General features: G+C 62.0%; 18 protein-coding genes and 1 pseudogene. 13 read left to right on the forward strand and 6 right to left on the reverse strand.

The window, feature by feature from the left end; genetic code table 11:
• Positions 1 to 67: 67 nt before the first annotated feature.
• From ABEA12_RS14725 to ABEA12_RS14760, 8 genes are read left to right on the forward strand one after another with little or no spacing between them, the layout of a single operon-like run.
• Complete coding sequence (locus tag ABEA12_RS14725) at positions 68 to 1,789, forward strand: amidohydrolase (RefSeq protein ID WP_210099482.1); 1,722 nt, start codon at positions 68 to 70, stop codon at positions 1,787 to 1,789.
• Positions 1,786 to 2,919: an ABC transporter ATP-binding protein gene (locus ABEA12_RS14730; protein ID WP_210099483.1), complete on the forward strand. Its 1,134-nt coding sequence runs from the start codon at positions 1,786 to 1,788 to the stop codon at positions 2,917 to 2,919. The genes ABEA12_RS14725 and ABEA12_RS14730 overlap by 4 nt, the downstream gene beginning before the upstream one ends.
• Positions 2,909 to 4,087 carry a polyamine ABC transporter substrate-binding protein gene (locus tag ABEA12_RS14735; RefSeq protein WP_210099484.1) on the forward strand — a complete coding sequence of 393 codons (1,179 nt, stop codon included), beginning with the start codon at positions 2,909 to 2,911 and terminating at the stop codon, positions 4,085 to 4,087. Before ABEA12_RS14730 ends, ABEA12_RS14735 begins: the two co-directional genes overlap by 11 nt.
• On the forward strand, positions 4,084 to 5,151 hold the full coding sequence (locus tag ABEA12_RS14740; protein ID WP_210099485.1) for an ABC transporter permease: 1,068 nt from the start codon (positions 4,084 to 4,086) through the stop codon (positions 5,149 to 5,151). Before ABEA12_RS14735 ends, ABEA12_RS14740 begins: the two co-directional genes overlap by 4 nt.
• On the forward strand, positions 5,144 to 6,004 hold the full coding sequence (locus ABEA12_RS14745) for an ABC transporter permease (RefSeq protein WP_210099486.1): 861 nt from the start codon (positions 5,144 to 5,146) through the stop codon (positions 6,002 to 6,004). Before ABEA12_RS14740 ends, ABEA12_RS14745 begins: the two co-directional genes overlap by 8 nt.
• Positions 6,005 to 6,027: 23 nt before the next feature.
• Positions 6,028 to 7,446, forward strand: coding sequence for an NAD(P)/FAD-dependent oxidoreductase (locus ABEA12_RS14750; protein WP_210099487.1), 1,419 nt, complete (start codon positions 6,028 to 6,030; stop codon positions 7,444 to 7,446).
• On the forward strand, positions 7,443 to 7,880 hold the full coding sequence (locus ABEA12_RS14755; protein ID WP_210099488.1) for a cupin domain-containing protein: 438 nt from the start codon (positions 7,443 to 7,445) through the stop codon (positions 7,878 to 7,880). Before ABEA12_RS14750 ends, ABEA12_RS14755 begins: the two co-directional genes overlap by 4 nt.
• Positions 7,877 to 9,361: a gamma-aminobutyraldehyde dehydrogenase gene (locus tag ABEA12_RS14760; RefSeq protein WP_210099489.1), complete on the forward strand. Its 1,485-nt coding sequence runs from the start codon at positions 7,877 to 7,879 to the stop codon at positions 9,359 to 9,361. The genes ABEA12_RS14755 and ABEA12_RS14760 overlap by 4 nt, the downstream gene beginning before the upstream one ends.
• Before the next feature lie 123 nt (positions 9,362 to 9,484).
• Here ABEA12_RS14760 and heR read toward each other — a convergent pair whose 3' ends face one another.
• Both heR and ABEA12_RS14770 read right to left on the reverse strand, forming a co-directional pair.
• A complete protein-coding gene (heR, locus tag ABEA12_RS14765) occupies positions 9,485 to 10,297 on the reverse strand; it encodes a heliorhodopsin HeR (protein WP_210099490.1) in 813 nt (270 codons plus the stop codon).
• Positions 10,298 to 11,130: 833 nt separating this feature from the next.
• Complete coding sequence (locus tag ABEA12_RS14770; protein WP_210099491.1) at positions 11,131 to 12,516, reverse strand: APC family permease; 1,386 nt, start codon at positions 12,514 to 12,516, stop codon at positions 11,131 to 11,133.
• A 373-nt stretch (positions 12,517 to 12,889) separates the two neighbouring features.
• On the opposite strand from ABEA12_RS14770, the gene ABEA12_RS14775 reads away from it, so the two are divergent.
• The 3 genes and pseudogenes from ABEA12_RS14775 to ABEA12_RS14785 all read left to right on the forward strand — a co-directional run.
• Positions 12,890 to 13,354: an Lrp/AsnC family transcriptional regulator gene (locus ABEA12_RS14775; RefSeq protein WP_210099492.1), complete on the forward strand. Its 465-nt coding sequence runs from the start codon at positions 12,890 to 12,892 to the stop codon at positions 13,352 to 13,354.
• 150 nt (positions 13,355 to 13,504) lie between these two features.
• Positions 13,505 to 14,887 carry an aspartate aminotransferase family protein gene (locus tag ABEA12_RS14780; RefSeq protein ID WP_210099493.1) on the forward strand — a complete coding sequence of 461 codons (1,383 nt, stop codon included), beginning with the start codon at positions 13,505 to 13,507 and terminating at the stop codon, positions 14,885 to 14,887.
• A gap of 65 nt (positions 14,888 to 14,952) precedes the next feature.
• Positions 14,953 to 16,350: pseudogene (locus ABEA12_RS14785) on the forward strand (aldehyde dehydrogenase family protein); the annotation flags it as partial.
• A gap of 463 nt (positions 16,351 to 16,813) precedes the next feature.
• On the opposite strand, the gene ABEA12_RS14790 reads toward ABEA12_RS14785, so the two are convergent.
• The 4 genes from ABEA12_RS14790 to ABEA12_RS14805 form a co-directional block, all read right to left on the reverse strand.
• Positions 16,814 to 18,211: an MFS transporter gene (locus tag ABEA12_RS14790; RefSeq protein ID WP_210099494.1), complete on the reverse strand. Its 1,398-nt coding sequence runs from the start codon at positions 18,209 to 18,211 to the stop codon at positions 16,814 to 16,816.
• Between the two features lie 219 nt (positions 18,212 to 18,430).
• The gene (locus ABEA12_RS14795) at positions 18,431 to 19,681 is read right to left on the reverse strand and encodes an NAD(P)/FAD-dependent oxidoreductase (RefSeq protein WP_210099495.1); all 1,251 of its coding nucleotides are present in this window, start codon (positions 19,679 to 19,681) and stop codon (positions 18,431 to 18,433) included.
• Positions 19,682 to 19,686: 5 nt separating this feature from the next.
• On the reverse strand, positions 19,687 to 20,010 hold the full coding sequence (locus ABEA12_RS14800) for a 2Fe-2S iron-sulfur cluster-binding protein (protein WP_210099496.1): 324 nt from the start codon (positions 20,008 to 20,010) through the stop codon (positions 19,687 to 19,689).
• A 58-nt stretch (positions 20,011 to 20,068) separates the two neighbouring features.
• On the reverse strand, positions 20,069 to 21,361 hold the full coding sequence (locus ABEA12_RS14805; RefSeq protein WP_210099497.1) for a cytochrome P450: 1,293 nt from the start codon (positions 21,359 to 21,361) through the stop codon (positions 20,069 to 20,071).
• A 117-nt stretch (positions 21,362 to 21,478) separates the two neighbouring features.
• On the opposite strand from ABEA12_RS14805, the gene ABEA12_RS14810 reads away from it, so the two are divergent.
• The gene (locus tag ABEA12_RS14810; RefSeq protein ID WP_345468767.1) at positions 21,479 to 22,375 is read left to right on the forward strand and encodes a LysR substrate-binding domain-containing protein; all 897 of its coding nucleotides are present in this window, start codon (positions 21,479 to 21,481) and stop codon (positions 22,373 to 22,375) included.
• Positions 22,376 to 22,550: 175 nt separating this feature from the next.
• Positions 22,551 to 24,248 (forward strand): DHA2 family efflux MFS transporter permease subunit, encoded by a 1,698-nt coding sequence (locus ABEA12_RS14815; RefSeq protein WP_345468769.1) that lies wholly within the window; start codon positions 22,551 to 22,553, stop codon positions 24,246 to 24,248.
• The last annotated feature ends 27 nt before the right edge of the window (positions 24,249 to 24,275 follow it).

A 24,275-nucleotide genomic window follows, 5' to 3' on the forward strand; every position in this document is an offset into this window, starting at 1 on the left:
GAAGACGGTCAAGTAAACATAGTCAACGCCGTTGACTATAATTCGAGTCACCTTTAGGCTATTCATCATGACAAGTGATGTAAGCCACAATGAAGTGCCTGTCGTGTCCCGACCGACAGCGAATGCGGTCATCCACGGCGCGCGCATTTTCGACGGGATGGAACTGCTGAACGCCGACGCCGTGGCGATCGCCGATGGCACCATCGTTGCGATGGGTGCCGCCGAGGAAATCCTTGCAGCCCATGCACGGCTCGGAATCGTGACCATCGACGCCGGTGGCGCATTGCTCACTCCGGGCTTCATCGACGCCCACGTCCACACAGTGTTCGCCGGCATGGAGCGGCTCGGTTGCGATCTTAGCGAGGCCGAAGGCAGCCACGAAGCACTGGCCGTGATCGCCGCGTATGTCCACGGTCCTGCAGGTGCTGTTGAATGGATCCGCGGCGGTGGCTGGACCATGTCAGATTTTCCCGGCGGAGCCCCACTGGCCACCGACCTTGATGCGATCGTTGCGGATCGGGCCGTGTTCCTGATGAACCGGGACCACCACAGCGCCTGGGTGAACTCTCTGGCCCTTCAACGCGCCGGCATTACCGCTGCTACCCAGGACCCAGCCGGTGGACGGATTGAGCGCGATGCGGCTGGTAACCCCACCGGCACCCTGCACGAAGCGGCGCTGGATATGGTGGCGGACCTGCTTCCGGAGGAAACCCCGGAAGAATTCCGTGCGGGGCTCCTCGAGGGCCAGCGATACCTGCATTCAATGGGCATCACCGGATGGCAGGATGCCATCCTCGGAAACTACTCCGGACATGCAGACCCCTACGACACGTACCGTGATGCCGACGCGGCCGGCGAACTAAGCGCCGACGTCGTGGGGGCCCTGTGGTGGCCGCGCGACGTCACGGACATCCCGGCCCAGGTGCGGAGCCTGGTGGCCAGAAGCCAAGAGCGTGGAACGAAGTTCCGGGCAACGGCCGTGAAGTTCATGCTGGACGGGGTCATCGAAAGCCAAACCGCAGCCATGGCCGAGCCCTACCATTCCTGCGGATGTCCCGGAGCAGACACAGGACTGAACTACTTCGCTCCAGACTTCCTCACCGCAGCGATCACCGCCGTGGACGCCGCTGGCCTTGATGTACACCTGCACGCCATCGGAGATCGTGCCGTCACCCACGGCTTGGACGCCTTCGCGGCTGCCCGCCGTGCCAATCCCGGCAGTACCGGACGGCACCACATTGCCCACCTGCAGGTGGTGGATCCGGACGACATCCCGCGCTTCGCCGAACTCGGGATCACCGCCAACATGCAGGCACTCTGGGCCTGCAACGACGAAGCCATGCTCGAACTCACCGTTCCGGTCCTCGGTAAGGAACGCAGCGGATGGCAGTACCCCTTCAAGGCGCTGCTGGACGCCGGCGCCCCGCTGGCCATGGGATCGGACTGGCCGGTCTCCACCCCCGATCCCTGGCAGGGTATCCATACCGCGGTGACCCGTACCGAGGCCGGAGGAGACGGGAGTGACCCGGCGCTGAACCCCGACCAGGGCCTTGGCCTGATCGATGCGCTGCGCGCCTACACTTCCGGCTCGGCACGGCTGAACCGGGTGGATGCGGCCGGCCGGATTGCCGTGGGCACTACGGCCAACCTGGCGCTGGCGGACCGGGACCCCTTTAATGCGCCGTTGGGCGAACTTCACTCGGTCACCAACCGCCTCACGATTGCCGACGGCCGGATCGTCCACGATTCCGCCACGTCGATGACCCACCACACCGAAGGAGCAGCATGAGCACCACGACCATCACCGCAGCCGCGCCAGCCACCACCGGAGAGCTCTCGATCCGCTCACTGCGCAAGGACTTCGGCGCCGTGACAGCCATCAAGGACCTCGATCTGGAGATCAAGGCCGGGGAATTTATCTCGCTGCTCGGTCCCTCGGGCTGCGGCAAGACCACCTTGCTGCGCATGATTGCCGGCTTCGAAGCCCCCACAGAAGGCTCGATCGAGCTGGCCGGCGTCGACTTGGTGGGCATGCCGGTGCACAAGCGCCCGGTGAACACGGTCTTCCAGGCCTACGCACTCTTCCCGCACATGAATGTCACCGAGAACATCGCCTACGGACTCAAGCAATCCAAGACCCCCAAGAAGGAAATCGGCGAGCGTGTCCACGAGGCGCTGTCCATGGTGCGGATGCTGGAATTCGCGGACCGCAGCCCGGCCCAGCTTTCCGGAGGCCAGCAGCAGCGCATCGCCCTGGCCCGTGCACTGGTCAACCGACCCGACGTCCTGCTCCTGGATGAGCCGATGTCGGCGCTGGACCGCAAGCTGCGCGAGGAGATGCAGGTCGAGCTCAAGCTGCTGCAGAAGCGATTGGGCATCACCTTCGTCTTTGTCACCCACGACCAGGAGGAAGCCCTGGCCATGAGCGACCGGATCGTGGTCATGTACGACGGCAAGATCCAACAGATCGGCAGTGCCCAGGAAGTCTACACATCCCCGGCAAACAGCTTTGTGGGCGGCTTCATCGGCAAGCAGAACTTCGTGGACGCCACCGTTGAATCGCTGAAGGACGGTGCGGTGGGGCTGCGTTCGGTGAACCAGACGCTCATCCACCCGGCGGGTGGCGAAGCCAACGGCATCCCGCTGGTACTTGGCCAGCAGGTCCAGGTGGCGATCCGTCCTGAATCCATGCGCCTGCGCTTGGCTGACGAATCGGCCCAGGCGCCAAACTCGGTACCGGGGCGCATAGCCAGCGTTTCCTTCCTGGGAGACACGGTCCAATATGTCCTGTTGATTGGTGCCGGCAAGGAGATCATCGTGCGCATTCCCCAGGCACAAGCGGTGCAACTACCCACAGACCAGGACGTCATCATCGAATGGGACGGCGCAGCTGCCAAGGTGTACGCCGATGAAAGCTAGGTACGGCGCCTCCGCGCGCCCCTATATCAAGCTGCTTGCACCCATCGGGTTGAGCCGTGAATTCTCCCGCCGTTCCCTCTTTGCCGGTGCCGCAGCCGCAGGGTTGCTGGGCCTGGCCGCGTGCGGCACCCCCAAGGGGATGGCGGCCTCCCCGGCGCCCGACGGCAAAATCGAACCAAAAGTTAACCTCTACTCGTGGGGCGATTACGATCCGCCGGAAGCCATCGCTGCCTTCTCCGAGCAGACCGGGGCCACGGTCCAGGTCGATTCCTTCGGCTCCAACGAGGAACTGATTTCCAAGCTTGCCGCCACCCGCGGCACCTCCGGTTACGACATCGTCGTACCCACCGGGTTGATGATCCCGCAGATGGCGCAGCACCAGCTGCTCCAGCCCCTGCGCAAGGAATTGATCCCGAACTTCTCCAACATGGATCCCAACTTCACCGACCAGGTGTGGGACCCGGGGAACAAGTACTCGATCTGCAAAGCCTGGGGGACCACCGGGTATGTCTATGACACCACCAAGATCAAGCAAAACATGACCTCGTGGCAGGATTTCCTGGACGTTGCGATGGACCAGGCCTCTGGGCGCACCGCGCTGCTGGAGGATCCATGGGAAGTATGCTCCATTGCCCTCGGCGCCCAAGGGGTGGATATGAACACCACCTCCGAGAAGGACCTGGACGCCTGCGAGAAGACGGTGGTGGAGAAGCTGGCCAAGCACGTGCGGGCCTACGTCGGATCCGCATCCACCGGTATGGTCCAGGGTGGCTTCACGCTCATGCAGTCCTACAACGGGGACGCGCGGCAAGGCATGCTCGAAACCGATGATCCGGACAAATGGAAATTCGTCTACCCCACGCCCTCGGCCAACCTCTGGATGGACAACTGGGCCATAGCGTCCGGTGCTCCGCACCCGGACGCCGCCCACGCATTGATCAACCACATGATTTCTCCCGAGATCGCCTTCGAGCAGATGGATTACATCGGCTACCCGGTCGGGACCAAGGGCTTGAAGGAAGCTGCCGAGGCAGAAGAGCTGGAACTGCCGGAATTGATCTTCCCCTCGCAGAAAATCCTCGACCGGCTCACCCCCTCGGAAATGAACGAAGCCCAACAGCGCCGCGTGGAGATCTTCTCCCGCGCACAGGCAAGGAGCGGAGCATGAAAAAGTTCTTCAGCCGGTTCCTCGGGCCCGGCGCCCTGTCCTTCCCTACCTGGGCGTACATGGTCTTCTTCTTCGCCATCCCGGTCGCTTTGGTCATCTGGTACAGCTTCGGTTTCAAGCCCGACCAGTTCACCACCCACTCCATGGACCAGATCTCCCTGGACCGCTACGCCGAAGCCGTCGGTCCGACGTTCCTTTCCGTCTTTTCCGCCACCTTGCGCATCTCGATCGTTGGCACCATCGCGTGCCTGCTGATTTCACTGCCCTTCGCCTACTGGTTGGCTGTCAAGGTCCCGCCCAAGCGCCGCGGGCTGCTGCTGGCCCTGGTGCTGGTTCCGTTCTGGACCAACTTCCTGGTGCGCACCCTGGGCTGGCAGATCATCCTCTCCCCGGATGGTTTTGTCTCCGAGGCCATGCAATCGATCGGTTTGCTGGCCGCACCCTTGGATATCCTCTACTCCCGGGCGGCAGTGCAGATCGGCGTCATCTACAACTACCTGCCGCTGATGATCCTGCCCCTCTTTGTCGCCATGGATTCCGCCGGTGCCGCCCTACGCGAGGCCTCCAGCGACCTGGGCGCGGGCAAATTCAAGACCTTCTTCCAGGTGACCTTGCCGCTGGCCGCACCGGGCGTGATCAGTGGTTGCCTGCTGGTCTTCATCCCGCTGACCGGCGACTACATCACCGCCTCCGTGCTGGGAGGCGCCAACGGAACGATGATCGGCCAACTGGTGGCCAACCAGTTCCAGAATGCGCAGAACTGGGCACTTGGTTCGGCCATGGCCGTGGTGCTGATGCTCTTCACCCTCGCCGTGGTGATCATTGCCGGCCTGCTGGGACTGGCCCTGAAGGCGATCATTCACCGGGTCGGTCGGGTCGAGGTACGTCCCGCTGCTCCGGAGGCAGGATCCAACACAGCAGACGGCCAAGACCCGGATGCATGGCCAAATCAAGGCATCAAGGAAACGGTGGGTGCCCGCGGCCCGGCAGCCGCTAGCCCAATAACGCCACAGCAGGGGTCAATGAGCACCAACGAGACGAATCCAGGAGGCCACCGTGGCTGAACGACCCGCACGCCGGAACACCACCGATACACTGCTCCGCGGCTGGGGCGTCATCGTCTTCATCTTCTTGTTCCTGCCCATCGCCGTCATCGTCATCTACTCCTTCAACAATGGCCGGTTGCTGGCCTCCTTTGATGAGTTCGGCACCGACGCCTATTTCTCGGGCCTCTCCAACAACGTCATCATCGCCTCGGTGATGACCTCACTGAAGGCCGCGGCAGGCACCGCGGTGCTGGCCACCATCCTGGGAACCTGCGGCGGCATTGCCTTGGCGCGGGCCAAGAAGGGCAGCAAGTGGCCCATCGTGCTCACCGCACTGTTGGCCATCACGTTGGTCACCCCGGAGATCGTTGACGGCATCTCCATGCTTCCTTGGTTCGTCACCTTGGGTGTTGACGGCGGGATGGGGATGTTCAACAACGGGCTTTTCCGTCTGGTGATCGCCCACACAGCATTCTCCACCGCCATTGTCACCTTCATCATCCGGGCCCGCATGTCCGGCATCGACAGGTCCCTGGAAGAAGCCGCCGAAGACCTGGGCGCCACCAAGTGGCGCAGCTTCCGCGACGTAACGTTGCCACTGGCAGGGCCGGGCATTTTCGCCGGCGCACTGATGGCCTTCACCCTGTCGCTGGATAACACGATCCTCTCCAGCTTTGTGCAGCAGCCCGGTTACACGCCGTGGCCGGTCTACATCTTCTCCGCCGTCCGCGTGGCCCTGCGACCGGAAGTTGCCGCGGTCTCCGTGGTGATGCTGGCGCTGACGCTGCTGGCGTTGCTGTCCGTGGGAATGGTGCTCAAGAAATCCGGCAACTCCTCATCCGACATCGTCAAGACCATGGCCGGCTCCTAGAGCCGACCGCAAAGGAAAAAGCCATGAACCCCGCAACGAACAACCCACGCACCCATGTCCAAGACCCGACGTCCTCGCTGGCGGCGGCCTCCACCACGCCTTTCTGGCTCGATGACCCCAGTCGGCCAGAGCCGCTGCCAGCCTTGGATGGCAAGGCCTCAACCGATCTTGCCATCGTCGGCGGCGGATACTCGGGGCTCTGGACCGCAGTGCTGGCCAAGGAACGCGAGCCGGCTCGGCGGGTCACGCTGCTCGAAGGCGGCCGGATCGGTTGGGCAGCCTCCGGGCGCAACGGCGGTTTCTGCGATGCCAGCCTGACCCACGGAGAATCCAACGGTGAGCAGCACCTACCCAAGGAAAACGAACAACTGACCCGGCTTGGACTGGCGAACCTCGAGGAGATCGAGGAAACCATCAAACGGTACTCGATGGACTGCCAGTTCGAGCGCACCGGCGAAATGAACGTTGCCACTGAGGACTACCAGGTTCCCGAACTGGCAGCCGGCCACAACCCGGACATCGGGGATTACTTCCTTGATCAAGCCGAACTGGCCGAACTGGTGAAATCCCCGACCTACAAGGGCGGACTGTGGCGAAAGCGCGCCACCGCACTGCTGCACCCGGCCAAGCTCGCCTGGGAACTCCAGCGCGTAGCGCTGGAACTGGGAGTCGAGATCCATGAAAATACCCCGGTCCGCAAACTTGGACGGCGGGACGGGAAAATGGTGCTCACCACCGACGCCGGAGAGCTTCTCGCGGCCAAGGTGGCCCTGGGAACCAACGCTTTCCCCTCCTTGCTTAAGCGCATGCGCCTGCACACCGTTCCGGTCTATGACTACACACTGATGACTGAACCCCTCACCGATGAGCAGATGCGCTCCATCGGATGGGACGATCGATTCGGTCTGGCGGACAGCGCCAACCGCTTCCACTACTACCGGCTATCGGCAGACAACCGGATCCTGTGGGGCGGGTGGGACGCCATCTACCACTACGGACGCTCGCTGAACGCCGAGCACGACCAACGCCCCGAATCCTTCGAGACCTTGGCCCGGCAGTTCCACGAAACGTTCCCGCAGCTCGGCCACGTGCGTTTCACCCACAAGTGGGGCGGGGCGATCGACACCTGCACCCGCTTCTTCCCGTTCTTCACCACTGCATACTCCGGACAAGTGGCCTACACGGCCGGTTTCACCGGCCTGGGAGTTGGCGCCACCCGCTTCGCCGCGAACGTGATGCTGGATTTGCTCTCGGGTAAAAAAACCGAACGCACCGAGTTGGAGATGGTCAAGAAGTTGCCGTTGCCCTTCCCACCCGAACCTTTCGCGTGGATCGGCGTCAAGGCAACAACAGCAGCCATGATCAAGGCCGACGAAAACGAGGGCAAGCGCGGTCCACTGCTCAAAGCACTTGACGCCGTGGGAATGGGATTCGACTCGTGAAGAATCCAGAAACAGTCGAAGCCACCGACCAATACGTCGATTTGGGTGAGGGGCATCGGATTGATGTTGCAGCACTTCACGTGGCTCATGGTTCGGTGCCTGCGGAACAGGACGGCGGCAATGCTCCCAGCACCGGGTTCGCTGCTTTGGGGGTCCTGGCGGGGACCGAGTTCGGTGTGTGGGAAATGAGCACCGGAACGATGTTCGATGTGGAGGCCGAAGAGATCTTTGTTGTCACTGCAGGCCGCGGATCGGTGGTTATCGAGCCATTTGGCGACATACCGGAACAACGCATTGAACTATTCCCCGGAGCGCTGATGCGCTTGAGTGAGGGAATGGAAACAACCTGGACGGCGACCGAAACACTGCGCAAGGTCTATTTCACGCCTGCCACCCCCGAAGCTGACACAGCACACGAGAGGAACAACGAATGAACGAGAACAGCCACGGACACCAGTACATTGACGGCGTGTACCGGGTCGGCGCAGGAGGCACCTTCCCACACGTGAATCCTGCCACCGGGAAAGAAGCCGAGAGCATTGATTATGCCAGTGTCGAAGATGTGGATGACGCGGTTCAGGCTGCTGCCGCGGCTTTCCCCGCATGGGCGAAACTCACCCCAGGAGAACGCTCGGAACACATGCTGAAGTTCGCTGCCGTCTTGAGCCTCAACGCGGATAGGTTGGCTGAGCTGGAAACGGCCCAAACGGGCAAGACCACGCGCATGTCCAACGAATTCGACGTTCCGGGAACCATCGACAACGTGAACTTCTTTGCCGGGGCTGCCCGCCAGCTCCAAGGACTGGCGGCGGGCGACTATGCGGGAAATTCGACCTCGATGATACGTCGGGAACCCCTTGGCGTCATCGGTTCCATTGCGCCCTGGAACTATCCGTTGCAAATGGCGGCGTGGAAGATCCTGCCGGCCATCGCCGCCGGAAACACTATTGTCCTCAAGCCCAGCGAGTTGACCCCCGGAACTTCCTTGCTCTTCGCCGAATTTGCCGCCGAAGCGGGGATTCCTAAGGGTGTCATCAACGTGGTGGTCGGTTCCGGACGCGAGGTAGGCGAGGCATTGGTCAAGCACCCATTGGTCAAGATGAGTTCCTTCACCGGTTCCACCGCGGTTGGACGCCGAATCATGGAGATGGCCTCGGAAACCGGCAAGCGGGTCCACCTGGAACTCGGTGGCAAGGCGCCCCTGGTGGTGTTCAAGGACGCGGATGTGGAGGCGGCGGCCCACGGAGCCGTCGCCGGGTCCACGATCAACGCGGGGCAGGACTGTACGGCCGCGACTCGGGCGTATGTGCATTCATCGCTTTTTGAGATATTCACGGCACGGGTGGCGGAGCTGATGGAATCCATGGTGGTGGGGGACCCGCTGGACGAAGACACCGACATGGGATCTTTGATCTCCGAAGCCCATCGTTCCAAGGTTGCTTCCATGGTGCAGGGAGCAGTGGATGCCGGAGCCACCATCGTTGCCGGAGGCTGCGCGCCGGAGCTGCCCGGCTACTTTTACCGTCCGACGTTGATCATCGGTGCTGAGCAGGACAGTGAAATCGTCCAGGACGAGGTCTTTGGCCCGGTGCTGGTGGCACTACCCTTTGAGACCGAGGACGAGGCCATTGCCTTGGCGAATGATTCCGCCTTCGGTTTGGCGGCTTCCGCCTGGACCAAGGACGTGAACCTGGCGATGCGCGCAGCGGCAGAGATCGAAGCCGGATGCGTGTGGATCAACGAGCACATTCCGATGGCTTCTGAGATGCCTCATGGTGGATACAAGTCCTCCGGGTTCGGCAAGGACATGAGTACGTACTCCTTTGAGGACTACACCAACGTCAAGCATGTGCTGCTGTCCCATGACACCAGCGCGCACAAGGAATGGCAAAACACCGTTTTCAGGCAGCGGTAGCGGCATACAAATGAAGGAGGGCGTGGGTAGCGGCGATTGCCGCATACCCACGCCCTCCTTCACGTAAACATCTTTTGGTTTCGCCAGTAACGTCACACACCGCACACGGGAAGCCAGAAAACCCTAGACGAACAGTGAACCGGCGAAGATCTGCCACGCAAGGGCTGACTTGGCCACCAGGCTGAGCACCAGGTAGACCTTCTCCCCGTACGCGTAGTTCTTCCAAGGTCCGATGCCGCGGTACTGCAACCACTGGTTTACCCCGAAGCTGGAGAAGAAGACCGCAAGTGAAATGACGATGCCGTACACGAAGCCCGGTATCGCTCCGTCGGTTGCCTGCGTCGCGCCGATGAGGTTCACCAGGATCACGATCCACGGAGCCAGTCCCACCAGGGTGCCGAACCAAAACGGCAACATGGTGGTGCGCGCCCGACCCGGCGGGTTCATCAATTCCTGGAGCCAGCCGAAGAGGATCATGGCGACATTGCCGCCGATGATCAAGATGACCGTAGCAAGCCCGGTGAGGCCGTTGTAGAAGCCGATCAGCACGATCATGATCGTGGCGCTGAAGGAGTATTCGATCCAGCGAAAACGGTTGATACCGCTGCGCAGGCCGTTCTCGTAGCGGCCTCGCATCAGAGTTCCGGTCAGGCCGTGGTCCAAGGCGGCGAGGATCAGGAATGCGGCGATCGCCCACCCGATCCGCACGTCGAAAAAAGCCTCCGGCGCAGGTGCCGGGGCTCCGGGAGGTCCTTGCTGGAACGACGTTGTCACCGTGATCGCGAAGTCGGTGGCCAGAACCAGCACGGCGATCGCTTGGGCCAGGTGCAAGATGGTCAGGGCGATATTCCATCGCCGCAGACCAGTCAGGGCTTTCGAGTCCACGCCGGGAGCGTGCACCTCATCGGTGGTGGCGTTGGCATGTTTCGGGCTCATTGTGATCCCCTGGAGCGGCTGAGGTGCGAGCCTCGTTGAGCTGTCATAGAGACGACCTTACGCGCAAACTTCGGATCCAAGGCCCCCCCATGAAGGCGAATCGCCGCCTCAGGTCGCAAAGACTGCCATCCCTATGGAAACCGCTGGCCATCAACGTCAATATCCGTGGTTGGTTCATGGCCAAGATCTTGGTGTTCCGGTTTGCCCGTTGGTTTTCGTGCATTGGAATTCCGGACGGAAAATGTGTACGTGGGCGATTCAGCCAAGCCCCCGTAGGAACCCTTTGGCAGTGAGGTCCATCTGACCTCGTGGGACCGATGCAGGCGGTTGCGGCTTCAGCCCGGAACATCCTTATCGCCTACTGCGTCATGGTGGTTCAGCAGAAAAATACCGTTGTTGATCAAGCCCTCTGCTTTTTCTTCTCGGTGGTATGGGTAGTTTTGGACGTCGACCTGTTCAACGTGCCAAGGAAGGCTGGCCGAGCCCATGGCGCCAAATCGCGTCTAATACGTGGGTTACCTCAATTGATGGAACGCAAAGATGCTGTTCGGCCTGCGCCAGCTGGGTAGGTGCACGTGTATGTATTGGTGTCTGCCTAAACCCTCCGGCCCGTGTCCGAGATGAGCCACGTGCTGCGTTCCGTGCTTTGTGGCATCAGCCAACGGGCTCCTCGATGGATGCACGTTTTGCCTGCCCCAAGCCGAGACAACGAAAACTAAGGAGCTCGACCAAGAATCCCGGTCGAGCTCCTTGCCTGTTTCACGGCCACCTTCAACATCCCGCTGGCTCCCCAAAGACTGTCAGATGATCGCAACGAACGGTGAAGCCTTGAGCTAGCGGACGTGGACGGCCGTTTTTTCCTCGTCAGCCTCATCGGTCACGAGCTCGTCCTGCCTGTAGGGATCCATCTCGGGCGGACGACGACTGAACATCTTGGTGATGTAGGCCAGCCATGCAACACCGAGCGTCAGCCATACCAGACCGATGACGAAGGTGGTCGGCGAAAGTGAGGTCCATAGCCACAGTGTGAGGGCGAAGCCGATGGCTGGAACCGCGCCATGGCGGATCATTGTTGACATCCCGCGCTGTCCCTTATCGATCAAGAAGTGCTTGATGGTGGCCAAGTTGACAATGGAGAAGGCAAAGAGTGCGCCGAAGCTGATCATCGAGGAAAGCTGCTCGAGATCAATCCAAATCGCGGTCAACCCAATGGCCCCAACGATGACGATGCCTGTCACGGGGGTCCGGTACTTCCGGTGCAACTGGCCAAACGCCTTCTGTGGCAGGACATTGTCCCTGCCCATGGAGTACAGGATCCTCGAGACACTGGCCTGCGACGTCATCGCCGAGGCGAACGAACCGGCCACGTAGGCTGCAACGAAGAACGCACCCAGGAATGCGCCACCGGCGTGCTGCATGACCTGTATGGCGGCCGCATCCGGATCTTGGAAGTCCTGCCAATTGGGGAAGACAATCGCGGCCAGGTATGCCGTGCCGGTGAAGATGACGCCACCGCAGATGGTCACCAGCAAAATGGCGCGCGGTACGTCTTTCCGAGGATGGCGGGCCTCCTCGGAGAGGGTCGACACCGCGTCGAATCCCAGGAACGCGAGGCAAAGGATCGCGGAACCAGCAAAGACCTTCGAGGCGTCCAGGTCCTCGCTCATCAGCGGTGCCAGGAGGGAAGGTGCTTCGCCGGCCGCCAGGGATTTGAGGGATAGAGCCAGGAAACAAACCAAGAATACGACCTGCACCCCGATCAATGCGGCATTGGCCTTCACCAGCAACTTGATGCCGAGGATATTGAGAGCCGTGGATAGTGCCAGCACGGCAATGATGAAGACAGCGGCCGGGATGGAAGGGAAGGAGGCATGCAGGTAGATCGCAATGACCAAGGCATCGAGCATGGGCAGCAGGACGTAGTCGAGCATCAACCCCCAACCGGTCAGGAAGCCCACGTGGCCACCGAAGGCGGACCGTGAGTAGGCGTAGGCGGAACCGGCCCGGGGAATTTCCCTGGACATTTGCCCGTAGCTGTACGCGGTGAAGAGCATGGCCAGAGTGGTGACGACATAGGCGGCGGGAAGGTGGCCCTCGGTCATGGTGGTGACGATGCCAAAGGTGTCGAACACCGCCAAAGGCACCATGTAGGCCAGTCCAAAGAGTACTAGTCCGCTCAGGCCAACGACTCTGCGAAGGCTGGGGGTTGTCTGGGTCATCGACGCTCTACTTTCACCGGAGGGTTCGTCGGTTCCGGCCAGAATCTGCAAAGAACGCGCTGGCCGTCACTCCACCGAACAAGTACCGGAGTTTGAAATCCGTTGTCCAAAGAAACATATTCGATCAAATATGACCTAGATCACCGATTAAGACAAGACTTTCAAAGTATTCTGTTGCTTTTGTCTTCTTTTTCGCAAAATCGTCTGGTGCATTTGGGCTCCACGCGGTGAACCGATGCCGCCTGCGATTATGGTTGCGCCTGTGTATGGCTGGGGGTGCCACTGCACTCTTGTGTCGCCCGGAGACCTGAGCGAAATGCTAACCTCAACGCGAGGGGCCATCCTGCGGCCCCACGACCACCAAGGAGTCCCCATGGAGCACAGGGTTGCAGACCTCGATGAAGTGTCGCTCAAGATCATCGCCCAATTGCAGGAAGACGGGCGGCGCTCGTACTCGGCCATCGCTGAATCCGTCGGTCTCTCCGATGCCGCGGTGCGCCTAAGGATCAAGCGACTGGTCGACTCCGGCGTCGTCCAGGTTGTCGCTGTGACGGACCCGCTGCAGCTGGGCTTCGCCCGCCAGGCGATGCTGGGGATTCGGGTTCACCGCAACGCCCCCGGGGTCGCCGCATCACTCTCGGCGTTGAGCGAGGTGTCCTACCTGGTCCATACTGCCGGGGTTCACGACCTGCTGGCCGAGGTGGTCTGTGCCAGCGACGAGCAGCTCTACGACTGCCTGGAATCAATCCGGAACCTCGAGGATGTGGCGACCATCGAAACCTCCGTTTACCTCAAGTTGCACAGCAGCCGTTATGACTGGGGCGCCCCGGCCAAATAGATTGAGCGAGCTCAACGAGGCCGTCCGCTATTTTCGGTTTTCGAAGTAAATCTATGAAATTGAGATGTAAAAGCTTGTCAATTATCAAGATATGTACGATATTTATAAGTGAGAAGTGATGGATTCATCGGATTTAGGCGAAGGATGGCAATGACACAGTTGGCCGGCAATCGAACCGCAGCGCAGACCAAGGCTGCAGCACAGAAGCACTTGTGGATGCACTTCGTCCCGCAGCCCACCGAGGCCGAAAAGGTCCCACTGATGGTGCGCGGGGATGGCGCATACATCTATGACGACGAGGGCAATCGGTACCTGGATGGCCTAGCCGGGCTTTTCACGGTTCAGGTGGGCCACGGCCGCTCCGAGATCGCGCAGGCCATGGGCCGGCAGGCAGAGCAGCTCGCGTTCTTCCCGCTCTGGGGATACGCCAATGAGCCGGCCGCCGAACTTGCCGAACGACTTGCCGCGCTAGCCCCCGGGGACATCAACAAGGTCTTCTTCACCAATAGCGGTTCAGAGGCCGTTGAGTCGGCCTGGAAACTGGCCAAGCAGTACTTCAAGGCCATTGGCAAGCCCGGCAAGCACAAGGTGCTATCGCGAAACACCGCTTACCACGGCACCACACACGGCGCCTTGTCCATTACCGGGATCCCGGAAATCAAGGAGGACTTCGAGCCACTGGTGCCCTCCACCCACCGGATTCCAAACACCAATTTCTACCGGGCGCCGGAACATGGCCAGAACGAGGAAGCATTCGGCGCCTGGGCCGCCCGCGAAATCGAACGCATGATCATGGCGGAGGGCCCCGACACGGTTGCCGCCGTCTTCCTTGAACCCGTACAGAACTCCGGAGGCTGCTTCCCGCCACCGCCAAACTACTTCCAGGCCGTGCGCGAGATCTGCGACCGCCACGACGTGTTGTTGGTTTCCGACGAAGTCATTTGTGGCTTCGGGCGTCTGGGCACCTACTTCGGAGCCGAAAAATTCGGCTTTATTCCTGACATCATGACGTGCGCCAAGGGCCTGACCAGCGGGTACGCCCCCATGGGAGCGATGCTGGCCCGTGACAAGATCTTCGACGCGGTCTCTTCGGATGGTTCCTTCTTTAAGCACGGCTACACCTTCGGCGGGCATCCGGTGGCCGCCGCGGCAGCGCTGGCCAACCTGGATATCTTCGAGCGTGAGGGCCTGAACCAGAACGTGCTGGACAACGAGGGTGCCTTCCGCTCCACGCTGGAAAAGCTCTTGGATCTTCCCATCGTCGGTGACGTGCGCGGCGACGGCTACTTTTACGGCATCGAACTGGTTAAGGACAAGGCAACGAAGGAGACCTTCACCGCCGAGGAAAGCTCACGTGTGCTCAAGGATTTCGTCTCCAAGCGGCTCTTCGCCGACGGGCTGTACTGCCGCGCCGATGACCGTGGCGAACCGGTGATCCAACTTTCCCCGCCCCTGATCATCGGAGGCAACGAATTCAATGAAATGGAACAGATCCTCCGTGGCGCCCTGACAGACGCCTGGACGAAGCTATAGCGCGCGGCATGGCAAATCACCAGTTCATCAATGGCTAGTACCGTCGTGGCCGCGGGGCCGAGGTCAAGCTGATCAACCCTGCCACCGGGATAATCACCGGAACCCAGTTCCACGCCAGCATCCAGGACGCCGTGGCTGCTGGCAAGGCGGCCCTGCCGATTTGCTCCGGACTCCTGCCGGGAAAACGCTCCAGCGCGATGCTCGCCTTCGCGGCCGAAGTCCAGCGCAGGGCAGGGGCGTTCGCCGCGTTGGAGACCGAGCAAACGGGCAAGAGCCTGCGCCTGGCCACCGGTTTCGATGTCCCGGGCACGATCGACAACATCCAGTTCTTAGCCAGAGCTGCCCGCCAGCTCTCGAGCGTGGCAGCCGGGAAATATGGTACTGGGGGCACCTCGATGGTCCGCCGGGAGGCGATAGGGGTCATCGGATCGATTGCCCCGTGGAACTACTCGCTGCAGATGGCGGCCTGGAAGGTTCTGTCCGCGATCGCGGACGGGAACACGATAGTGCTCAAGCCCGCGGAGAACACCCCCAGGACATCGTTGCTCTTCGAAGAGGCCGCCAGTGCTGCGGGGATCCCCGACGGGGTCATCAACATCATCGCGGGCCGCGGCCGGGATGTTGGCGAGCATCTCGTTGCCCACCGGGATATGGCAATGGTTTCCTTCACCGGTTCCACCGCCGTGGGCCGCAGGATCATGGCGCTGGCCGCCGAGTCGGGCAAACGGGTCCACCTGGAGTTGGGCGTCAAGGCTTCGATGGTCATCTTCGACGATGCAGATATCGAGGCCGCCGCCCACGGTGCCGTAGCCGGGTCCATCATCAACGCAGGACTGCACTGCGGCGACGCGTGCCCACATCCAGCGCCCCCTGTTCGAGGCCTTCACCACGCGGGTCGCGGAACTGATGGACACCGTCGTGCTGGGAGCCCCGATCGATATGGGCTCGCTGATCACCACCAAGCACCGGGACATTGTTGCCGTATTCGTCGAGCGGGCCAAGGAAGCCGGTGCCCGTGTGCTCGCCGGCGGCGTGGCGCCGGGCGGAGACCTGGCGGCCGGGGCGTACTACCGCCCGACGTTGATCATCGATGCTGCACAGGACTCCGAGGTGGTGCAGCAAGAGATCTTCGGGCCCGTGCTCGTCGCCTTGCCCCTCGATATCGACGACGAGGGCATCGAATTGGCCAATGACACGATCTACGGGTTGGCGGCTTCGGCCCGGACGCGCGACGTGAACCGCTCGATGCGGGCCAGTGCGGAATCCAGGCAGGATGCGTATGGATCAACGACCACATTCCCGTGGTTTCCGAGCTGCCGCACGGAGGGTACAAGTCTTCGGGGTTCGGCAACGACATGTCGATCTACTCCCTGGAAGAGTGCGCGAACATCAAGCACGTCTCCATCAGCCGTGATACCAATGCGCACAAGGAACGGCAGGACGTGGTCTTCCGCACTTGCTAGCCGCTCCGACGGCCAGCTGCAAGGTTACGAGGAAAAAACCAGCCAGCGGGCGCAAGATTCACACCCTGATGGGTGGACTGTTCCTTTTCTTGACGTTGGGCATGCTCATTCTTGGCGCCGTTTGATCCGACTCCGCCACCGACCCAGATGCCTGGATACCGGTGGCAGCTGTGTCGTGGTTGGTTGCGGTGGCGGAAATTCCTGTTTGGATAGTCTGGGGGATCAAGCGCTCGCGATCGAGGTAATCGGGCCTGTGATGGACCCGTGGCTGTTTGGTTGCTACATGGCCTGCTGGTACCGAACGAGTGGATACATTGGCTTCCTCCTCAAGAAATGAGACTTCCCTTTTGACGGGAAGCGCAAGCATGACCCCTGAGACTTTCGAGGAATCCAACGTTTCACTCGCCCGCGGGAAAGCTAGGCTCAACATATAGGGCGAGCCTGCACCTATACGTTGAGCGGCTCAGCGGGTGAGCACCGTGGACTTGACGTCGGCTGGAAGCACTCGCTTGTCGAAAATGGTGGCTCCGATTTCCTGTTCGGCCTGGTTTTCAATGGACAGGTCGATGCCGGTGCGGTCCTTGAGCAGGCTCACTGCGCCCAACGACACCAGGGTGATGGCCAACAGGTACACCGAGACTGCTGTGGTGCTGCCGGTGGCCTGGACCAGGTCGGTGGCGATCATCGGGGCAAATGCACCGCCGAGGATCGCCCCCAGGGCGTAGGAGATCGAGACCCCGGAAAAGCGCACCGAGGCAGGGAACAGCTCCGAGTACAGTGCCGCCTGCGGACCGTAGGAAAGGCCCAGCCCGACGGCGAAGAGCGCGAATCCGAGGTAGAGCAGGCCCAGATTGGCGGAGTTAACCAGCCAGAACAACGGGAACACGCACAGCGCCTGGGAGACGAAACCGATGATGTAGGTTTTCTTGCGCCCGATCTTGTCGGCCATGAAACCGGAGAGCAAGGTGAAGATGAACCACATCACCGCACCGAAGGACACAGCAAGCAGGACCTGGGTCCGGGTGAAGCCGATGGGTCCCTCGGGATCGGTCATATAGGCCTGCAGGAAGCCACCGGTGGTCATGTAGCCGGCGGCGTTGTTCTCGGCGAAGACCAGCGCGGCAAGGACAACCAGGAGCCAGTGCTTGCGGAACAGCTCGACGGCGGGGACCTTGGTCTGCTTCTTCTTGGCGGCGATTTCCTCGAAGATCGGGGATTCCTCAACGGAGCGGCGGATGAAGTATCCGACGACGATCAGTATGAAGCTGAGCAGGAACGGCACGCGCCAGCCCCAGGCTATGAAGGCCTCACCCGGGGAAACGATCCCGGTCATGATGGCCATGACGCCGGAGGCCAACAGCATGCCCAGCGGAACGCCGAGCTGCGGGAAAGCACCGGCGCGGCCGCGGCCGTCCTTGGGAGCGTGCTCCACTGCCATCAAGACCGCGCCTCCCCATTCGCCTCCGGCCGAGATGCCCTGCAGGATGCGCAAGGTCAGCAGTAGGATTGGGGCGACGGCCCCGGCAGTGGCGAACGTCGGCAGCACGCCAATGAGCGTGGTGGCCGAGCCCATCATGATCAAGGTCAGCACCAACATGGCGCGGCGTCCGATCTTGTCGCCGAAGTGTCCGGCCAAGAATGCGCCCAACGGGCGGAAGAGGAAGGATATGCCCACGGAGGCGAAGGCGAGCAGTAATCCGATCTCGGCACCAGCCGGTTTGAAGAAGAGCTCGGCGAATATCAGGCCTGCTGCCGTCGCATAGATGAAGAAGTCGTACCACTCGATGGTGGTGCCGATGATGGTGGCGAAGGCGACCCGGCGCTGGTTGGCGCGTTGGGTTGGGGTTTGGGTGCGGCTCATGATGCTCCTGATGGGGGGAGTCGTGCACCGGGGCCGAACGGTCCGGTGGCATAGCGAGTGTTGATATTTTGGGCTGTAACCTGCACAGCCCGAGTCGTGTCAGGGCGAATCGGCTAGATAAAATCCACGGAGGCGTACTGGCCTTCCGCGGCGGCGGAAGAGAGCGTTGTGTTCGTCCCATCGCCCGCTGAGAACCGAAGGCCTGATTGCCGCGCCGTCTTAGGCGGGTACCGCCTGAGTCTCCTTCGCCAAGGCCTTGAGGCTGAATCCGGGTGCTGTGAGGCCCTGCGGCGTCAGCTTGATGCCGCGGGCGACGAGCTTGCGGGCGGCAATGTGGTCCGCCGCCGAATTCACTGATTCGACTGCCGCCAACACCCCGTCGCGCAGCAGTGCAATGGAGAACTTTCCGGTGCTGGGGTCCCCTAGCACTACCGGTTCGTCGCTTGGTGCAGAAATGCCGGCGATCTGAAGTCGAATTTTTCCCTGCGTGCTCCAGAACCACGGGACCTCGGTGTAGTGATCGCGTGCCCCCAGGATGCTGCGCGCCGCGTGCCGGCCGTGGTCGGTCGCGTTTTGCACCGATTCGATGCGGGTGGTGGTCCCGGTGTGGATGCTGGGGAACGCGGCGCAGTCCCCGACGGCCAAAACGCCGTCCACCGAGGTGCACAGGGAGGAATCGACAAGGATGCCGTTCTCAACGGCCAAACCGGCCGCTTGCGCCAGCTCGGTGCGCGGGATGACGCCCACGCCGTAGAGGACCAGATCCGCGGCGTAGCGTTCACCGGTGGTCGACTCGACGCCCAGGTCTTCTCCGTCGCGGTGTATGGCCGCGACACCTTCGTTCAGGCGCAGGTCGATGCCGTCGGCCGTGTGTCGGGAGGCGAACCAGTCAGAGCACGTTGCTGATAACGCCCGGCCCATGGGGCGAGGGGCGAATTCCAGCACGGTGACCTCAAGGCCCCGGGCCTTGGCCCCGGCGGCGAACTCCAACCCGATGAACCCGGCACCGATCACCACCACTTTGCGGGCGTTGGACAGCGCGCCCTGGAGGTTTGTTGCGTCGTAGAGCGTGCGCAGCGCATGGACCCCGGCCAGATCCGCTCCGGAGCAGGGAAGCGGACGGTTGGCGGCGCCAGTGGCGAAGACCAAGTGTGCGTATTCCAGCACGCTCCCGTCTTCGAGGGTGACGGCGCGGGCAGTCGTGTCCACGGCGGCTGCCCGGCCGGTGAGCAAGGTGATGTTCTTCTCGAGGAAGAAATTCGGGCCGCGCAAGGGCAATGGCGCTGCGGGTGTATCTGCTGCCAAGTAGTCCTTGGACAGCGGGGGACGCTGGTAGGGGACGCCATCCTCGTCGTGAAGGATGGTGATGTTCCCGGTGTGGCCCTCGGAGCGCAGGGAGTCGGCGACCTGGATCCCCGACTGTCCGGCACCGATGATCAGGACAGGGGCGTGTAACTTGGCTGCTTCCATGGCGGCTACACCTGGTCCGAAGGAACATCGACGACAATGTTCGACAGCGTGGAGGACATCTTGATTTGGCAACCCAGGCGCGAGGACTCGGTCCGCTCGGCCGTGGTGCAGTCGAGCATTTCCTCCTCGTCGTCGCTGATCTCGGGCAACTGGTCGGCGAATTCCGGACGGACGAAGACATGGCAGGTCGCGCACATGGCTTGGCCACCGCATTCGCCCACGATTCCCTCGATGCCGTTGGTGACAGCGGCGCGCATCAACGAGGTGCCCTCGTCTACGGTGAGAACCGTGGCTTCTCCGGATGGCTGGGTGAAGGTAATGGTAGGCATGTCGGTGTTCCTTAGAAGTGGATTCGGCTGAAGCTTTAGAAAGGGCGAGGTTCAGGGACTAGCCCCAGAGCACCGCCATCTTGGTCATGCCGCGGAAAACCCAGCCGGCATCGATGGTCTCTCCGGCGGGATCCAGTCGAAGATTCGGCAGCTTCTCGAACACCGAAGGCATCGCGACCTGGGCTACCTGGGCGCGGGCGATCCAGGTGCCGGCGCAGAAGTGCACACCGCCACCGAAGCCCAGGTGCGGTTTCTTCGGGCGGAAGATGTTGAAAGCTTCCGGGTCCTCGAAGACCTTTGGGTCACGGTTGGCGGCGCCCAGCACCACGCCCAGGCGCGCGCCCTTGGGCAGGTTGACCCCTTCCAGTACGACATCCTTGGTGGTTTCACGCGGGTACATGCCAATCGGTGCGACCCAGCGGACCGACTCCTCGAAGGCGACCGAGTGGAGCTTGGGCTCGGCCAGCACGGCGGCCAGTTGGTCCGGGTTGTTCAACAGCGCCCACACGGTGGTGGCCAGCACATCGCGTGGCTCGTTCAGTCCGCCGCCGATGGTCATTTTCAGGTTGGCGCGGATCGCCTCGAGCGGGATCGGCATGGAGGACAGGCCCGAGATCAGCGAGGGCTCCGGGTTCTTGGCCAGGTAGGGCAGCATCTCGTCGATCGCGGCATCGACCTCGTCCGAGGACTTCTTGGCCAGCGCCCAGACATCGGGATCATCGGCGTAGTTGCCGGTCCCGTCGATCAATGTCTGGCTCCAGCGCTGCAGGTCTTGCTGCGTGGCGTTATGGAATCCCATGACCATGCGCAGGTTTTCACCGGTGTAGGGGGCCGCGTAGTCCCAGACAAAGTCGGCGCCCGGGCCCTTGTCCAGCAGTTCGGCGAGGTACTTCTCGTTATTGGCCTCGAAGATGGCGTTCCAGTGCTTTTTGATGGTGCCCGGACGCAGGGTGGCCCCGTAGGAGTCGCGGTCGACCTGATGCTCGGGATTGTCCTTGCGCAGCATCGAATGGCCCATCGAGCGCTTCATCAAGGAATTGTGCTCGTCGGCCGAGTAGATGGCCTCGTCCTGCTCGATCTCGTGGCAGGCGGCGTATGAGGTGACCATGTAGCGGTTGACCGCGGGGACCCAATGCACGGCTGCTTCTCCACGCATCCTGCGGTAGATCGGGAACGGATCACGGTACAGATCCTCGATCGTCACCCAGTCGGCAACCGGGGCTTCGATGCCGGTCGCGGCGGCTTCGCCGGTGGCGGGAACCTGCGCCATGAGGGCAGCTAGCTCGGCCGGATCGGTGGGAAGCTCCCCGGTGAACGGGCATCCGGTGGTGCTGCTGGGCTGGTTGCTCATGTGTGTACTCCTGGGCCGACGGAACCTTGATGATCGTGACTACCAGTGTGAGCGAGGGCATATCGTCAGGTAAAGTACTTGTTTTAGCGATATATCCACGGTTTGGGAGTGGTAGTGATGGCGCGCTATACCTTGCGGCAGCTCGAATGCTTCGTTGCCGTGGGTGAACAGGGCTCCATTGCCGCGGCCGCGTCGGCGCTGCTGGTCTCTCCCTCGGCGGTCACCGGGGCATTGAATGAGTTGGAGCGCATCTTCGCCACCCAACTGACCATCAGGCGAAAGGCCCACGGAGTGACCCTGACGCCCTCCGGGGATTACGTGCTCGCCCATGCGCGTAGCCTCCTGCATGCGGCCACCGACCTTCAAACCCTGGCGGCCAGTTCGGGGAAAGCGCTGCGCGGGCAACTTGTGGTTGGATGCTATTCCTCGCTGGCCCCGACGCTGCTGACCGAGCTGCTGGCAGAATTCAGCACACGGCATCCGGAAGTGGAGCTCGAGTTCCATGCCGGAACCCAGCATCAGATCCACCAGATGCTGCTTGCCGGGCGCCTGGACTTGGGTATTGCCTACGATTTGGCGGTCCCTGCCGGGCTGGTCAAGCGCAAGCTGGCCGATTCGGTGCCCACTGTAGTGCTGCCGGCCGACCATGGACTTGCCGCACGCGAGCACGTCGCACTGAGCGAGCTGGTCAACGAGCCAATGATCCTTCTAGACGTGGACCCAAGCCGCCAGAACACCGAGATGATGTTTTCCGCGGAGGGGCTTGCTCCGTGGGTCCGCTTCCGCACCACAGACTTCGAGACCACCCGTTCCATGGTGGCGCGCGGCATGGGATACGCCATCTTGGTCCAGCGCCCGGCCGGGGACGTGAGTTACGAAGGTCGGCCCTTGGCGGTGCGCCCGATCCATCCAGGGGTCCAGCATGTTCCGGTGTCCATCGTGTGGCCCGAGAAGACCAAGCTTTCGGCTGCGGCCGAGGCCATGCTGGATCTTGCCCGGGCACTTCACGGCTAGTCCAGCGATAGGGGTAGACATCTCCTACGCCGGGAAGGGCATGACAAGAGATCGACCCGACCCCTGTAAAGCCGGGGAAATTGGAACCCGCACCGGGTTGGCCGATGACAAAACGGTTCGATAACCCCGAAAAAGTGCTTCCATGATGGAACTACCTAGGAGTAGTGTGTGAACCGTGGAAGCAACTACAGACAGATACGTGAAATTGCGCTGGTTCGGTCTCGGGGCCATCAGCTTGTCCGTGGCCCTGATCATCATGGACAGCACCATCGTGGCGGTCGCGGTTCCGGCGATCATCAACGACCTGGGCCTGAGCACCACCGAGGTCCAGTGGATCCAAGAAATCTACACCTTGGTCTTCGCCGCGCTGCTGCTGGTCTGGGGAAGGATTGCGGACCGGGTGGGGCGACGCCGGATCTTGGTGCTCGGCATCCTGCTCTTCTTGGTGAGCTCGGCATTGTGCGCGCTGGCGCCCTCGGGGATGTGGTTGATCGCGGCGCGTGCCGTCCAGGGAATCGGCGGGTCAATGATCCTTCCCACCACCCTCTCACTGCTCAACGCCAACTTCCGTGGCAAGGAGCGCACGATCGCCTTCGCCGTATGGGGCTCGACCATCGGTGGCATGGCCGCCGTGGGGCCCATCGTCGGAGGCTGGCTGACCTCTTCCTACAGCTGGAACTGGGCGTTTTTGATCAACGTCCCGCTCGGGTTGATAGCCGCAGGCGGGGTGCTGTACTTCGTTGCCGAGTCCCGGGAGACCGCCACCGGGAGGCTCGATGACTACCTCGGTGCCTTGCTCTCCGTGGTGGGCTTTGGATCTTTGGCCTTCGGCCTGATCGAGGGGCGCCACTACGGGTGGTGGAGCGCCAACTCCGATGCACCCTTCTCCCTCTTCGGGCTTTCCCCGGTACCGGCGACCTTCGTTTTGTCCATCCTGGCGCTGGCCGGGTTTATCGCGCTGGAGCGTTCGCGGTCACAGGCCAATCGTAGTGTTCTGCTTGATCTCTCCTTGTTCAATATCTCCTCTTTCTCACGCGGAAACCTCACTGCATTGACGGTGAGCCTAGGTGAGTTCGGGTTGATCCTTTCCCTTCCGCTGTGGTTCCAGAACGTTCTTGGTCTCAGCGCACTCCAGGCGGGTCTGGCCTTGGTGCCGCTGGCAGTGGGATCCTTCGTGGCCTCGGGTGCAATCTCGGCGCTGTCCAAGTCGCTGCCCGCGGTGCGCATGGTGCAGCTGGGCGTTGGATTGGAGATCATCTCGGTCGCCACCCTGGCCTTGTTGATCCGACCGGATTCCTCCACATGGATGACGTCGGTGATCCTCTTTGTCTATGGGATCGGGGTGGGGTTCGCCACCGCCCAGCTGACCCAAGTGGTCTTGGCCGATGTTCCGGTGCAGCAATCGGGACAGGCCGCCTCCACGCAGTCCACCGCACGCCAAGTGGGCTCGGCACTGGGAATCGCGATCTTGGGCACCGCATTGTTCACCACCTTGAAGAATTCCACCGAGTCCCAGGTCTCGGGGCTGGTGGCCCAGTTCCCGCAACTGAAGGGTGCCGTCGACTCGGTGACCCACAGCTCGGGCGGAACGATCTCCGCACTGGCATCAAATCCGCAAACGGCAGCCATCGCCGATGCGGCGCGCAACGCATTGACTCAAGGTGTCTCCGTGGCCGCCTGGATAGCGGCCGGCGTCCTGGTGCTGGGCCTGCTGACAAGCCTGCGGCTCAAGCCCGCGATGCCGCACGATGAGGAGCCGGCGGTGGGCGACGAGGTCGAGACAAAAAATCCACGGCATGCCCGGGATGCCCCGGCCATCGGCAGACCAAGCGCGACGCAACAGGGACGGTCCGAGGGAACCACGGACAGCTGATCAGGCCCTGCGGGAATCCTCTCCTAG

It is taken from the genome of Paeniglutamicibacter antarcticus, from assembly GCF_039544305.1.
Classification (GTDB): Bacteria; Actinomycetota; Actinomycetes; order Actinomycetales; family Micrococcaceae; genus Paeniglutamicibacter; species Paeniglutamicibacter antarcticus_C.